This window comes from Ancylobacter sonchi (assembly GCF_018390695.1).
GTDB lineage: Bacteria > Pseudomonadota > Alphaproteobacteria > Rhizobiales > Xanthobacteraceae > Ancylobacter > Ancylobacter sonchi.
The window spans coordinates 145,818-160,398 of the sequence record NZ_JAHBGF010000010.1 but is presented as its reverse complement, the minus strand read 5'-3'; the positions used below and the strand labels follow the sequence as shown (position 1 = coordinate 160,398).

General features: G+C 68.5%; 9 protein-coding genes. 8 read left to right on the top strand and 1 reads right to left on the bottom strand.

Annotated elements, in window-relative coordinates:
- Nucleotides 1-7 precede the first annotated feature (7 nt).
- The 8 genes from KHC28_RS02210 (at nucleotide 8) to KHC28_RS02175 (ending at nucleotide 11,213) form a co-directional block, all read left to right on the top strand.
- On the top strand, nucleotides 8-1,513 hold the full coding sequence (locus tag KHC28_RS02210) for a tripartite tricarboxylate transporter permease (RefSeq protein ID WP_214006696.1): 1,506 nt from the start codon (nucleotides 8-10) through the stop codon (nucleotides 1,511-1,513).
- Nucleotides 1,514-1,541: 28 nt separating this feature from the next.
- Complete coding sequence (locus KHC28_RS02205) at nucleotides 1,542-2,612, top strand: CobW family GTP-binding protein (RefSeq protein WP_214006695.1); 1,071 nt, start codon at nucleotides 1,542-1,544, stop codon at nucleotides 2,610-2,612.
- A 132-nt stretch (nucleotides 2,613-2,744) separates the two neighbouring features.
- Complete coding sequence (locus KHC28_RS02200) at nucleotides 2,745-4,202, top strand: MFS transporter (protein WP_246564153.1); 1,458 nt, start codon at nucleotides 2,745-2,747, stop codon at nucleotides 4,200-4,202.
- Nucleotides 4,203-4,307: 105 nt separating this feature from the next.
- Nucleotides 4,308-7,349 (top strand): ATP-binding protein, encoded by a 3,042-nt coding sequence (locus KHC28_RS02195; RefSeq protein ID WP_214006694.1) that lies wholly within the window; start codon nucleotides 4,308-4,310, stop codon nucleotides 7,347-7,349.
- A complete protein-coding gene (locus KHC28_RS02190) occupies nucleotides 7,346-8,569 on the top strand; it encodes a YcaO-like family protein (RefSeq protein ID WP_214006693.1) in 1,224 nt (407 codons plus the stop codon). The genes KHC28_RS02195 and KHC28_RS02190 overlap by 4 nt, the downstream gene beginning before the upstream one ends.
- Entirely contained in the window at nucleotides 8,566-9,342 is a 777-nt protein-coding gene (locus KHC28_RS02185) for a TfuA-like protein (RefSeq protein ID WP_214006692.1), read from the top strand. Before KHC28_RS02190 ends, KHC28_RS02185 begins: the two co-directional genes overlap by 4 nt.
- 68 nt (nucleotides 9,343-9,410) lie before the next feature.
- A complete protein-coding gene (locus KHC28_RS02180) occupies nucleotides 9,411-10,619 on the top strand; it encodes a gluzincin family metallopeptidase (RefSeq protein WP_214006691.1) in 1,209 nt (402 codons plus the stop codon).
- Between the two features lie 72 nt (nucleotides 10,620-10,691).
- Nucleotides 10,692-11,213: a hypothetical protein gene (locus tag KHC28_RS02175; RefSeq protein ID WP_214006690.1), complete on the top strand. Its 522-nt coding sequence runs from the start codon at nucleotides 10,692-10,694 to the stop codon at nucleotides 11,211-11,213.
- Nucleotides 11,214-11,259: 46 nt separating this feature from the next.
- Here the strand turns inward: KHC28_RS02175 and KHC28_RS02170 are convergent, their stop codons facing one another.
- Nucleotides 11,260-14,301, bottom strand: a complete 3,042-nt coding sequence (locus KHC28_RS02170) for a cyclic nucleotide-binding domain-containing protein (RefSeq protein ID WP_214006689.1) — start codon at nucleotides 14,299-14,301, stop codon at nucleotides 11,260-11,262.
- Nucleotides 14,302-14,581: the final 280 nt, after the last annotated feature.

Here is a 14,581-nt window from a genome sequence, read left to right as displayed (position 1 = left end):
GGCTTTCATGGATATCTTCTCACAGCTCGCGCATGGTTTCGGCATCGCGCTGACCATGCAGAATCTCACCTATTGTCTTCTCGGCTCGATGATCGGGACGATGGTCGGGGTGCTGCCGGGCATCAGCCCGGTCACCACCATCGCCATGCTGCTGCCGTTGACCTTCCAGGTGCCGGCGGTGTCGGCGCTCATCATGCTCGCCGGCATCTATTACGGCGCCCACCACGCCGGATCGACGACCGCCATCATGCTCAACATGCCGGGCGAGCCGAGCTCGGTGGTCGTTTGCATGGACGGTCATCCCATGGCCAAGCAGGGCCGTGCCGGCATCGCGCTGTGCGTGTCGGCGATCGGCTCCTTCTTCGCCGGCTGCGTCGGCATCATCGTCATCACCCTGTTCTCGCCGCTGCTGTCGGAGGCCGGCCTGCTGTTCGGCGCCCCCGAATACACCGCCCTGATCGCCGTCGCGCTGATGACCGCGTCCGTGATGTCCAACGGCTCGGCGCTCTCCACCTTCGGCATGGCCGTGCTCGGCCTGCTCATCGGCACCGTCGGCACCGACGTGGGCAGCGGCCTGGAGCGCTACACCTTCGGCCTGCCGGAGCTCGCCGAGGGCGTTGACTTCGTGACGGTCGCCGTCGGCCTGTTCGCCTTCGCCGAGGTCACCCAGCATATCGGGGCGCCGGAGCGCCATGGCGCCCTGTCGGTGAAGTTCTCGGAGCTGTTCCCGCGCTTCGCCGATCTCAAGCAGGCCTTTCCCGCCATCTTCCGTGGGACCGGCATCGGCGCGGCGCTGGGCATCCTTCCCGGCACCGGTCCGCTGGTCTCCGCCTTCGTCGCCTATGCCGTGGAGCGGCAGGTAGCGAAGGACAAGTCCCGCTTCGGCAAGGGGGCCATCGAGGGCGTCGCCGCGCCTGAATCCGCCGACAATGCCGCCGCGATGACCCATTTCATCCCGATGCTCGGGCTCGGCATTCCGGCCGGTCCGGCCATGGCGATGATGCTGGGCGCGCTGATGATCCAGGGCGTTCAGCCGGGACCGGAGCTGATGACCAATCACGCCGACCTGTTCTGGGGCGTGGTGGCGAGCATGTGGATCGGCAATCTGATGCTGCTGATCTTCAACCTGCCGATGGTCGGCGTGTGGATCAAGATGCTGACCACGCCCTATCGCTTCCTCTATCCGGGCATCATTTTGTTCTGCTGCATCGGCGTCTACAGCGTGCGGAACTCCACCTTCGACGTGCTGCTGGCCGCCTTCTTCGGACTGTTCGGCATGGTGGCCCGCCAGTTCAACTGCTCGCCGGCGCCGCTGGTGCTCGGCCTCGTCCTCGGCCCTATCTTCGAGGAGAACTTCCGCCGGTCGCTGACCATTTCGAACGGCGATCCGATGATCTTCATTGAGCACCCGATCAGCGCGGCTCTGTTCGTGCTGTTCGCCGTCTTCGTGGTCGTCGCCATCCTGTCGGGCGCGCGCTCGCGCAAGCAGAAGCTGGTCGAGGAAAGCGCCTGACGATGTCTGGCGGGCAGGAGGAACGGACATGATGATGGAGCGGCAATGGCGGCCGGGTGGCGACGCCGCCGTGCCGATCTATCTGCTCACCGGCTTTCTCGGCAGCGGCAAGACGACCCTGCTCCGGCGCCTCCTCTCGGCGCCGGAGCTGTCGGACACCGCGCTGATCATCAACGAGTTCGGCGAGGTCGGCCTCGACCACAAGCTGGTGCAGTCCTCGGTCGAGAACGTGCTGCTGATGGAGGACGGGTGCCTGTGCTGCTCCGTGCGCGGGGACCTGATCGACGTCATCGGCGATCTGTTCGCCGGGGTGCGGAACGGCGAACTGCCGGCCTTCTCGCGCATCGTGATCGAGACCACCGGCCTCGCCGATCCCACCGCCATCGTCCAGGACCTGACGACGGCGCGAGGCCTCGCCGGCCTGGTCCGGCTGGAGAAGGTCATCGTCACGGTGGACGGCGTGCTCGGCGGCATGCAGATCGCCGGTACCGACGAGATGCTCGCGCAGGCCGCCCAAGCCGATCTCTGCGTCGTCACCAAATGCGACATCGCCGATCTCGACCAGGTACTCGACCTTGTCGGCCAGCTGCGCGCGGTCAACCCGCTGGCGGAGATCCTGACCAGCGACGACGAGGCCGCGTCGCCGGCGGCGATCCTCGACCTGGCCGGCCCGCCGATGACCCGCCCGCCGCGCCGTTCCGCGTTTCGCTGCGACGGCGGCGAGGCCTGCACCCATGCGCCGGACGTTCCCTGCACCGGGCACGCGCTCAAGGCCCCGGGTGGCAGCAACATGCACCGCAAGATCCAGTCATGGTCCATGCGCCACGACGAGCCGCTCTCCTGGCCACGGCTGCGCAACTGGCTCGATTTGCTCTATTCGAGCCGGCCGTCCAATCTGCTGCGGATGAAGGGCATCGTCCGAATCGACGGCGTGGAGGAGCCGATGGTCATCCACGGCGTGGGAGCCATCCTGAGCCGGCCGGAACCGTTCACCGCCGAGGCCTCCGGCGTCACCGCCTCCGAACTGGTCGTCATCACCACGGATCTGCCCGCCGAGCATGTGGAGCAAACGTTTCGCGCGCTGGTCATCCCCGGGTGACGCGAAGGGCATCATGAGGCACCAGCGCTTGCGCAGCGCCGCCGATATCCGTACCGGGGCGGGGCGACCGGGCGCATTGTCACTCCCGCCCCCGAACGGGGCGCACGAACACGATCCGAGCAGGCCAAGTCCTTGAACGCTCCCGATACAGGCCGGACGCAGTTTCTCACCGTCTTTCCGGCCATCATGCTGCCCATGTTCCTGGCGGTCGTGGACCAGACCATCGTCGCCACAGCGCTGCCGAGCATCGGCCAGGAACTCGGCGGCATCGAACGCCTGTCCTGGATCATGGTGAGCTATCTCGTCGCCCTCACCATCTCGGCGCCGGTGTTCGGCCTGCTCGGCGACAGCTTCGGGCGACGCCGGCTGCTGCTGGTGGCGCTCGGCCTCGTCGCCTTCTTCTCGCTGCTGTGTGCCCTGGCGCCGAGCGTCGAGCTGCTGGCGGTCGGCCGCTTCGCGCAGGGGCTCGGCGGCGGCGGGCTGATGACGCTGTCGCATGCGCTGATCGGCGAGTCCGTGCCGCCTCGGCAACGGGGCCATTTCCAGAGCTACACCGCCTCGGTGGCAGTGAGCGCCAGCACGCTGGGGCCGGTCCTCGGCGGCGTACTGGCCCAGAATTTCGGCTGGCAATCCGTCTTCCTGGTCAATCTGCCGATCGCCGCGATTGCGGCGATCCTGGTGGCGCGGCTTCCCAGCCATCACACTCCGGCGGAGAATTTCCGTTTCGACTATGCCGGTGTCGTGTTGTTCGCGCTCACCGTCTCCTGCGCGCTGATCGCCATGGAACAGCTGCAGAACCTCTCCTCCCTTTCGCCCTTGCGCCTGGGAGCCTTTGTTGCGGCGACGGCACTACTGTTGCCGCTGCTGATCTGGCGCGAGCGTCGGGCGAGCGTGCCGCTGCTGCCGCTGAGCCTGCTGGGAAGCTCGGCGATCTGGCGTAGCGACGCGCTGGCCTTTCTTCACGGCGCCAGCGTGGTTTCGCTGATCACCTTCATTCCGATCTATCTGTGCGTGATCCACGGCATGTCGGTGGCGCAGACCGGCTTCGTCATGCTGCCGATGACCGCCTGCATCGGTCTCGGCTCCATCCTGACCGGGCGCCTCGTCAGCCGCACCGGCCGCACGGCGATCTTTCCCTCCATCGGCCTGTCGCTCGCGGCGCTGTGCCTGCTGGTTTTCGGCGTGCTGTCCGTCAACCTCTCGCCGCTGACGGCTTCGGTGATGCTCGGCGTCACCTCGTTCTTCATGGGCAGCGTCATGGGCGTGGTGCAGATCACCGTGCAATGGGCCGCTGGATCCCACCAATTGGGCCGCGCGGCCGCCTCGGTGCAATTGTCGCGCTCGCTCGGTGCCGCCTTCGGCACGGCGCTGGTCGGTACGGCGATCTTCATGATGATCAATCTCGCGGGAAACGACGCCGCCGGCATGCTGGGCGAGCTGCTGGGCCGCGACCCGCTGGCCCTGGCGGCGGTGACGCCGGCGATGCGGGCCGGTATCGCCGAGGCCTTTCGTGTCGGTTTTCTTCTGGTTAGCGCCTTCGCCGCGACCGCCGCGGCACTGGCGTGGACGCTGCCTCTGCGGCGGCTGTGAGGCGAAGACAGGATCGCGTGACGGCGACGTGAGGGAAACGATCAGATCCGTCGCACGGCATTGCCTGCATGGGTTACTATGTCGTCTTCACGGAGCTCGCCGCCGATGCCAGCCAGTGAAGTCCAGCCCGCCGCGCTATCAGGCGAACGCCTGCAGGTGACGGCCCTGTTCTACGACATCGTGGGATCGGTGGAGTTGATCACCCGCCTCGATCCCGAGATGGTCGCGACCATGCAGCGGGCGCTGCATAACGAGGCGATAGCGGCGATCCAGAAATTCGGCGGCACCGTCCAGCAATTGCAGGGCGACGGAGGGTGCGCCTATTTCGGGATTCCGACCCCTCAGGAAGATGCGGCCGAGTGCGCCGTGAACGCCGCCCTGGAGCTCGTCGCCCGCTGCAAGCTGCTGCAACATGAGCAGGGCGAACGCCTCATGGTCCGGGTCGGCATCGCCACCAGCATGGTGGTCGTGGCGGCGACCCAGGGCACCAGGTTGCCGGGCCAGATCGAGGTGATCGGGATCGCGCCCGCCCTTGCCGCCCGCATCCAGGCGGATGCTGCGCCGAACAGCGTCGTCGTCGCCGATGCGACCTATCGCCTGACGCAGGGGGCGTTCGAATTCGAGCCGCTCGGCGAACATCTTCCCAAGGGCTTCGCCGAGCCGGTCGGCCTTTGGAGAGCCGCGACGCGCCGACTGACCGCCGACCGCTTCTCGGCCAGCCGTCGCGTGAGCGCGCCGCTCATCGGCCGCGAGAAGGAACTCGACTTCTGCCGGCGGCACTGGGCATCGGCGCTCGACGGCCAGGGACAGCTTGTCGTGATCCACGGCGAGGCCGGCATCGGCAAGTCCCGGCTGGTGGCCGAACTTCGCAACGACATGCCGACAACGGTTCGCGTCGTCGTGCTGCAATGCAAGCCGCGCGGCGACACCCGTCCGCTTCACCCGTTTCTGGACCTGCTGGAACACGAGCTGGGAGGCACGACCGGCGGCGCGGAATTGAACGCGCGCCTCCATGCCTATCTTCGAAGCCAACAGCTCGATGTGCCGGAGGAAGACGCGGAGATCATCGCCTTTCTCTACCGGCAACATGTCGGCGTGCAGGCACCGGCCTCCATCGACCTCGGTCCTGCGGCGGAGGACCGTCGGGCCCTATGCCAGAACGCGATGCTGCGCCTTCTCTGCGGACGGACCGACCCGTGCCTGATCGTCATCGAGGATTTCCATTGGGCCGACAGCCTTACCGCGGCGGTGGTCCAGCGGCTTCCGCTCGCCATCGGTGCCCTGCCCACACTGGTCGTGGTCACGGCGCGCGACGAGGTGGGGCTCGAGGGTATCGACGGCGCCAACGTCTCCTTGCTGCCGCTGTCCCACCTCGACGCCGATGCGACCTCGCAGCTGTGCCGGTCGATCTGGGGGAGCGACGCGCCCAGCGATCTCGCCGCCTTCGTGCACGAGCGCAGCGACGGCGTCCCGCTGTTCGCCGAGCAGCTGACCTGCCTGCTCATGGAGACTTCGGACAAGCAGCCGGCCTCCTCATCTTCGACCGACTGGAGCCAGGCGCTCCCCTCCGGGGCCATCCTGTCGTTGCAGGATCTCGTCGCGGCGCGTCTGTCGACCCTCGGCCCGTTGCGCCGGCTCGCCCAGGTCGCCGGGGCCATCGGGCGCGAGTTCGACCTCGACCTCCTCGGCCATATCGTGAAGGCTGACGCCTTGCCGCGTCCGCTCGACGACGCCATGCGACAGCTGGTGCAGGCCGGTATATTCACGGCTGGGGGCATCGACGCGGAAGGGACCTACCGCTTCCGCCATGTGCTGATCCAGGAAGCCGCCTATGAGAGCTTGCTGAAGGCCGAACGACGTCAGTTGCACGCGCAGATCATCCAGCTCGTCACTTCGGGAGCGGTCCCGCCGCTCACCGACGACCTGCTCGCCTGGCATTACGAGCAGGCCGAGCGGCCGCTTGATGCGGCGCGGTGCGCGATACGGGCCGCGACGGGGTGCGTCGTCCGATCGGCGATGATCGAGGCGGACCGGCTGTTGAATTTCGCCCAGCGGCAGCTTGAGGAGATCGCCCCGGATGCCGCCCAGGACTTGCAGCTGGAGCTTTTGTCGGCACGCGGCCCGGTGGCGGCGGCGCTGTTCGGCAGGGGCTCGCCACAGGCCGGTGCGGTGTACGATCAGGGTGTCGCGCTGTGCGGGACGTCGGCGGCACAGGACCGGGCGAGATGGTTCCCGCTCTACTGGGGCTGGTGGTTCACCGCGCCCAGCTACGAAGCCCAGCGGGCCCGCTCGGACATCATCGTCCGCGACCTCGAGACGACCGCCGATCCGGAGGTGCGGCTGCAATCGCTCCACTGCGCCTGGGCGACCAATTTCGATGCCGGGCGGCACACCTACTGCCTCGACTGCATCAAGGCCGGACTGGCGCTCTATAACGAGCACCGCGCCCGCCGGGGCAGCTTCCGCTATGGCGGCCACGACGCGAAAGTGTGCGGCCTCGGCGAGCGCGCGCTGTCACTTTGGTTCACCGGAGACGAAGAGGGTTCGGCCCGCGCTATGAAGGAGGCGCTCGACTGGGCCGAGAAGCTCGCCCATCCCGACAGCCTGTTCCATGCGCTCGACTATGCCGTCGGCTTGTCCCGCTATCGGCACGACCTGCATGGCGCGATCTCGGTGGCCGAGCGCATGCGCGCCATCGCCGAGGAACGGACGCTGCCGGGCGGGCGGGCCAAGGCGAAGCTGTTCGGAGGCTGGGCGCGCGCCCTGCTCGGCGACGAGAAGCAGGGCCTCGCCGAATTCAACGAAGGCTTTGCCCTGCAACGGGAAGTCGGCACGGAGGAAAACCTGCCGATCTATCACGACATGGAGGCCGAAATTCTGGCACAGGCCGGCCAGTTCGATGAGGCGCTGGCCATCGTCAACCGGGCGATCGCCGGCAGCAGCCAGAGCGGGCAGGTCTTCTGGCTGCCGGAGCTTCACCGCCGCCGCAGCCGCCTGCGCCACGCTCTGGGGGCGAGCGCCGAAGAGGCGGCCGCCGATCTCCATCGCGCCATCGAACTCGCGGAGGGCCACGCCGCCGCCGCGCTCGTCGCGCGTGCCCGGGCCGATCTCGGACAGTTCGGCCTTCGCGACGTTCCACCCCCATGATCGCCGCCGATCCGCTCGCGCCCGTTGGCCTGACCGCCTCGCTGGCGCGCGAGCGCGAACGCCCCGCCTTGTCGCCGGCCGAGATCGACGCCCGCACCGCCGCTCTCGTACGCGGCGTTCTGGACCGGCGGCACGGCTTCGGCATCACCCGCCTCGGCTCTATCACCCGGCTTGATCGTGTCGGCCTCATGGTGACGCAGGTGGTCCGCCCGCTCGCTTTGTCCAATGTCGTCTCCCAGGGCAAGGGACTCGATCCCCTGCGCGCCGCCGCCTCGGGGTTGATGGAGGCACTGGAGAGCTGGGCGGGCGAGCGGATCGAGCCGGCGCGGCTCACGACGCAGGCGGCCATCGACATGCCCGGCGAGCTGCGCCGGCTCTATGCCGGCAGCCTCCTCCATCGCGGCGACCTCGGCTGGGACCGGATCGCGCTGCGGTGGATCGACGGCTGGGACCTATTCACCGATCGGTGGCTGCCGGTGCCGGCGGCACTGGTGGACACCGTCTACACCTACCCCTCGCCGCACCCGGTGGCGTTTCCGCGCACGACGACCGGGCTGGCCGCCGCCGCGACACTGCATGGCGCCATCGTCCATGCCGGTCTCGAAGTGCTGGAGCGGGCCGGCGTCGCGGCGGTCGCCCACGAGCCGCACTTCTTCGACCGCGCGCGGCTTGCCGGCTCGGCCATCGACTGGCCGCTGTCGGCTCGCCTGCTCGCCTGCCTCGACGCGGCCGGGCTCGCCGCCGGCATCTGGCGCGTCGAGGCGGAGCACGGCCTTCCCATCTATTGGTGCCACGTCGTCGAGAACGAGGGGACCGAGGAGGTCGCTCCGCTGCCCGGCGAGGGGTTCGGCTGCGATTTCACCCATGACGCCGCGCTGGCAAAGGCGCTGATGGAGGCCTGCCAGGCGCGGGCGACGGCAATCGCCGGCGCGCGGGAGGACATTACGCGCCGCTTCTACCCCGACCGGCACGATCGCGGCCGCCTCGACGGATGGCGCCGCCAGATCCTCGGCAACGCCGCCCATTCCACGCCGCCGAGCGAGATCGCGGCGCCCGGCTCCCCGTCCGAGGCGCTCGACCGCCTGCTGCGGGCGCTCGAGAGTGCCGGTGCGAAGGCCGCGCTCGTCGTGCCGCTGTTCGACCTGCCCGACCCGGAACTCCACGTCATCCGGCTGGTCGTGCCGCCGCTGCGCCATGTTCCGGCAGGGGTTCTCTCATGACATCGCGGGCGGACATCATCGTGTTCCTCGGCCCCACCCTGTCGCGGGAGCAGGCGATGGAGTGCCTGGAGGCGACCTATCTGCCGCCCGCCGAACAGGGCTCGCTGATCCGGGCCGTGCGGACGCTGAAGCCGCGGGCGGTGGTGCTGATCGACGGCAGCTTCTCCCGCGTGCCCGCCATCCGGCACAAGGAAATCCTCTGGACGCTGGCGCAGGATATCCCGGTGTTCGGCGCGGCGAGCATCGGCGCGGTGCGGGCGGCGGAACTGGACTCCGTCGGCATGCAGGGCCATGGCCTGATCTATCGCTGGTACCGCCGCACGCCCTTCGCCGATGATGACGAGGTGGCGGTGGCGATGATGCCGGCCGAACTCGGCGCCGCGCCGCTCAGCGACGCCCTCGTCAATATCCGCCTGACCTTGGCGGCCGCCCGCCGCGCCGGCATCCTCTCCGAGGCGCTGCAGCGCGCCATCGAGACCATCGCGCGTCGCACCTACTTCATCGACCGCCTCTACGCGCCGATCCTCGCCTCGGCGCGGATCGCGCTGCCGGCGGAGGCCCATGCCGGGCTCGACCGCTTCGAGCGCTGGTGGCCGGACCACGCCGTCGACCAAAAGCAGGCCGACGCCATCGGCCTGCTGCGACGGCTGGCGTCGGCGCCGAACCTGCTGCGCCCGCCGGCGGAGCGGCCGGCCTTCCGCCTCACCGAGGCCTGGGCCCACGACCTCGACGACGCCGGCCTGCTCGCGGCGGACATTGCCGACGCTACGTAAGTACAACCGCGATCATGACAGCGACGGTATAGCGTGACAGGCTGCGCAACGCTGGGTGGAGACCGACCATGTATGGCGGGAGCGCAGGGCGAGCCACGACACGCGCGGACACCGCGCGGCTCGGCACCCGCTTCCTTGTTTTCCCGCAGCCGTCCTTCATTCCCGGCTATGAGCGGCCCGAAACCGTCTGGATCTCCACGCCGCTCGGCGGCGTGACCGCCGGTCCGGCCGACCGGCGCATGTATGTCGTCGATCCCATCGGCGTGAAATCGCCCTACCAGTATCCCTACCTCCCGCCTTATAGGGGACGCACCTGCCCACCCGTCCTGCCCGGACCGGACGGGCACTTCGACCAGCTGCCGATCGGCTCACGGGAATTCCAGGCCGCGCACGTCTTTGCCTGCGTGCGGCGGGTGCTCGACATCTGCGAAAGCTATTGGGGCGAGGAAATCCCGTGGTTCTTCCAGACGACCTATGAGCGGCTGGAAATCGTGCCGCAGATCGACTGGGACAATGCCCAGTCCGGCTTCGGCTTTCTCGAACTCGGCGAGGAGCGTGTCCGCAGCGATCCGCAGGCCTTCGCCCTCAACTTCGATGCCGTGGCCCATGAAGTCGGACATCTCGTGCTGTTCGGCGCCATGGGCGTGCCGCGATGCGAGCCCCCGCGCGACTATTTCGCCTATCACGAGGCGGTCTCGGATTTCATCTCGCTGCTCGGCCTGCTGCATTTCGATACCGCGCTCGACCTGATCCTGCGGCGGACCCGCGGCAACCTGCTGCTCACCAACGAATTCGACCGCTTCGCCGAACTGAGCGACGAGAGGGAGGTGCGGCGCCTCAACCATTCGCTGAAGATGGCGGATGTCGGCGGCGAGGTGCACGACCTGTCGCTGCCCTTCGCCGGGGCGCTGTTCGACACGCTGATCGAGATCTACCAGGCTCTCCTGTTCGAGCGCGGCCTCTCCGACCTCGATCCGCGCCGCTTCTGGAACCTGCGCAGCGAATTGACGGAGGAACGGCTCGAACAGGAGCTGTCCGCGTCGCTGATCGACCATGAGCGCCGCCATTTCGCGGTGAAGTCCGTGCTGGAGGAGGCACGGGACATCCTCGGCGACGCGCTGCTGGGGTCGTGGCGGCTGCTGGACCCCGCGCAACTGACCTATGCGGATGCCGCCGAGGCGATGATCCGCACCGCCGAGAAGGGCCCCGCCCGCCGCTTTGCCGACCGCTTCGAAGCCTGTCTCGCCTGGCGCGGGGTGCTGCAGGCGCCGGGATAGATGCCGTGGATATCACCGCCTTGAGAAGAACGGATCGCACCTCGGTTCGGGAACAACGAAGGAGTGACCACCATGCTGTCAGACAATACGCCGGCGCCACCGGAGCCACCCGTCTACCGGCCGAACGAGATCCTGCTCTACGGCGTGCAGCTCAACGCCAACTACAATTTCGCCGACATACCGTTCGACCCGGTCGTCGCGATGGATCGACCCGGCATCGTCCTGCGCCTCCAGGCCCACAAGGCGGAAGATCAGCTGGGGGCGTTGCCGCTCGGCGGCGACCAGATGTCGATCATCATCGCCTATGGCTATGCCTATGAGGGCGGCTGCTATCGCTTCGACCGGCCGCGCCTGCTGTTGCTGGCGCCGGCCGTCGCCCACCGCAAGGCGGAAGGCTGCGGTTTCGACGAAAGCTACGACATGTGGCGCATCACCTCCAAGACCATGCTGCTCGACATCACCATCGCCGCCGGGCTGGCGGAGGAGCTGATCCTCGCCGCAAACCTGCCGGGCAACCGCCTGCCGAACACCTATGGCAATCACATGGAGCTCGCCCATCGCGGGGGCCGGCTCAACCGGGGCGGCGGAGCCTAGCCCGGGCGCGGGACGCGCGGCCACGACCGGATGTGCCGGGGGACGGTCAGCCGCCTTCGCGCTCCCGCTCGAGAATGGCGGCGAGATTGCCCTGGAGGCGTCGCGCCATGAGCCGCATCACCGACAGCGCCATGGGCGGGAACTCGGCCAGGAGCGCCAGGAACACCTCCTTGCGCAGTTGCAGCGCCTCGATGGCGGTGGTGGCGATCACCGTCGCCGAGCGGGGATCGCCGGTCACCAGCCCCATCTCGCCGATGATGGCGTGGTGGGCGACGGCAGAGGCATGCACGGGCGGGCCGCCATCGGCCTCGATGAGGATTTCGACCGATCCCGACAGCAGCACATAGGCGACGTCGGATTCGTCGCCCTGGCGGAACAGCACGTCGCCGGCCGCAAAGCCGATGCGTTCGCTGGTGAAGGCGAGCAGCTTCAGCTGCGCCGTGTCGAGATCGGCGAAGATCGACACCGAGCGCAGGGCGCGGATCTCCTCCTCGCGCTCGGGCGAGACGCCCATGCCCGCAGGGGCCGTATCAGCGGACAGCGGAACGTCGGGAGGCACCACCGTGCCCGCCGCATCCCGCAGGACGGCCAGCCGCGCGCCCTCGAAGACGACATGCAGGTCATAGCCGGCATCGCCGCTCAGATCGCTGCCCGCCACGACCAGCGTGCGGCCGGCCATGGCGGCGCGGATGCGGCCGAGGATCTGCTGCGCCTCGGTGCGGCTGAAGGCGCCGAAGGCATGGTTGAGGATCAGCAGCTCGGGCTGCTTGATGAGGCCGCGCGCCAGACCGAGCTGGGCCTTCATCGCCGGGAACAGCAGCCGGCCGGCATAGCCCGCCGGCTGTTCGAGGCCCCATTGATAGACATCGCCGTCGAGGCCGAGCGGCTCCAGCGTTTCGCGGATCACGGCGTCGGCGGCATCCGGCGCGCCCGATCCGAACAGCAGATTGTCGCGCAGCGGCGCGGTGGCGCAGTATTGCCGGGGATCGTAGAAGGCGATCGACGTGTCCGATGCGGAATCGGCCCAGTCGTGGAACGCCGCCCGCGCCGCCAGCAGGCGCGCCTCCATGTCGGCATCCAGCAGGCCGAGACGATGGCGCGGCTCGACATAGAGGAAGGCAAGGCCGAGAAGCCGCGTGGCATCGCCTTCGAGCGCGGCGTCGGCCTCGAGGCGGCCGAGCAGCTCGCGATAGCCGGGGAAATCCTCGGTATCGATGAAGGAAAACCGCTCGAACAGCACGTGGCCGGGCGGAAGGTCGCGAAAGATCTCGACCATCGTCGCCGCCATCCGGTGCCCGATCGCGATCAGCGGCGCCATCAGGCCCAGCTCGGCGAGGACACGGCGGATCGGCGCGTGGCCGGCGAGGGCGGCGCCGACGAGGGCGGGATCGTTCGCCACGCCGAACAGGATGTTCTCGCCGATGGTCGCGTTACGGATGTAGCGCTCCGGCGCATAGGGCTCGATCGCCGCGCCGGCGCCGCGCGCAGCCAGCGCGTCGCGGATGCGGGTGCGCAGCTCGGAGATGCGCCGCACGATCTCGCCCGGCGTCTCGACATCCAGCTTGCGGGCGAGGCCGAGCCGGAACACCGGTTCGGCCAGCCCGACGATCCGCAGCACCGCCAGCAACTTGCCCGACAGCTCGGCATCGTCGGCGGCATCGGCACGGGCCGGATCGATGGCCCAGCCGAGCCCACCGCCCTCCCCTGCCGCCACGCGCCGTAAGCTGTAGAGGATGTTGTCGCGCAGGCTGCCGTCGAGGACCACCGGCTCGGGGCCGACATAGGCGATGAGGCGCCCGCGCGCCTCGCGGGACAGGGATGTCAGCGGCACGCCGGCCAGCGTCAGCGTGCCGTCGCGGGCGGTCAGCCCGCCGCCCAGCAGCTGGGCGAGGATACCGGCCCCCTCGCCGGCTTCTCCCGACAGGGCGATGTGCCGCTGCATCGGCAGGGACAGTGTGAGGTGGTCCAGCACGCAATCGCCGGTCGGGGTCACCACGGTGAGCCCCCGCGCCACGATGGCCCCTTCCTGCACGGGAAGTGCGACCACCTCCGCATGAACCGCGGCCGGCGGGCGGGTGAAATCGTCCCGCTTCAGGCCGAAATGCTCCACCACCTGCTGGAACTTCGCCTCGACGTCGAGCCGCTGCTGGTCCCAGTCGATGAGGTCCTTCACCGGCGGCGGCAGATCGCGATAGGCGGCGATGACGGCGATGAGCTGGCCAAGATCGAGACGCCCGGTCAGCGCGAAGAAGCCGCCCACCGCGTAGAACAGGAAAGGCGTGATCTGCGCCAAGAGGTTGTTGAGCATCTTGACCGCGAATTTGCGCTCATAGAGCCGGTAGCGGATGCCGAAGAGATGCTCCAGCCGCTGCGACACCTGGCTCTTCTCGACGGCGGACGTGCCGTGATTGGCGATCTCGCCGATGCTCTCCACCACCTCGCCGATCTTGCCGGCGAAGGCGCGCGACACGACCTGGCGCTGGCGCCCGAGGCGTATCTGCTCGCGCCGCAGCCGCGGAATGACCGTGCCCTGCACCAGGATCATGCCCAGCGCGATCAGGCCGAGCCAGAGATTCTGCACCAGGATGAACACCAGGGCGGTCAGCGCCTGCCCGCCGAGAAACACCGGCTGGACGAACGCATCGCCGACGAAGCCGCCGATCGGCTCGACCTCGTCCTTGATGACGGTCGCCGCCTCGGAAGGCTTGATGCGCTGGAACGCCTCCGGCCGGAAACCCAGCAGCGCCGAGAACAGGTCGAAGCGAAGGCGCTGCAGCAGCCGCTCGCCCAGCGCGCCCTTGCGCATGTTGACGACGTATTTGAACGCGCCGTTGATCAGCACCAGCAGCAGGAAGATGCCGGACAGTGCGAAGAGATAGGAAATCCGGTCGAGCCACACGCCCTCGAAAAGCGTGCGCGGGCCGCCCAGCGCCGCCGGCAGGTTCAGCGTGAGGTGGAACAGGCGGGCGGTCGCCTGTCCGCTGGGGAAAGCCCTCCCCTGCAAGGCGTCGGAGATGATGTACTTCGGAAGATCCAGCGACAGATAATAAAACGGCAGCGACAGGCACACGATGATCAGGATCTTCACCTGCTCGCGCCGGCTGTTCCGCCAGATATAATCGAAAATGCCGATCATATCTTGAAGATGGAGGCAAAGAGGAGCCGGCCGGCGCGCGTCCATCCCCCGCAGGGTGGACAGGCGGATACGCCGTCCGCCAAGGCCGCAAGGACCGCTTTTGCCGGTCTTCCGGCGGGAGATTCTGCGAACGCGATACGGGACATGGCCTGCCCAGCGCAGCTTTTCCGGCGCCGATCATAGCAGATCGGGCGGGCCGGTGGCAGCGTAGGGGTCGGCACCGGCCGGTTCG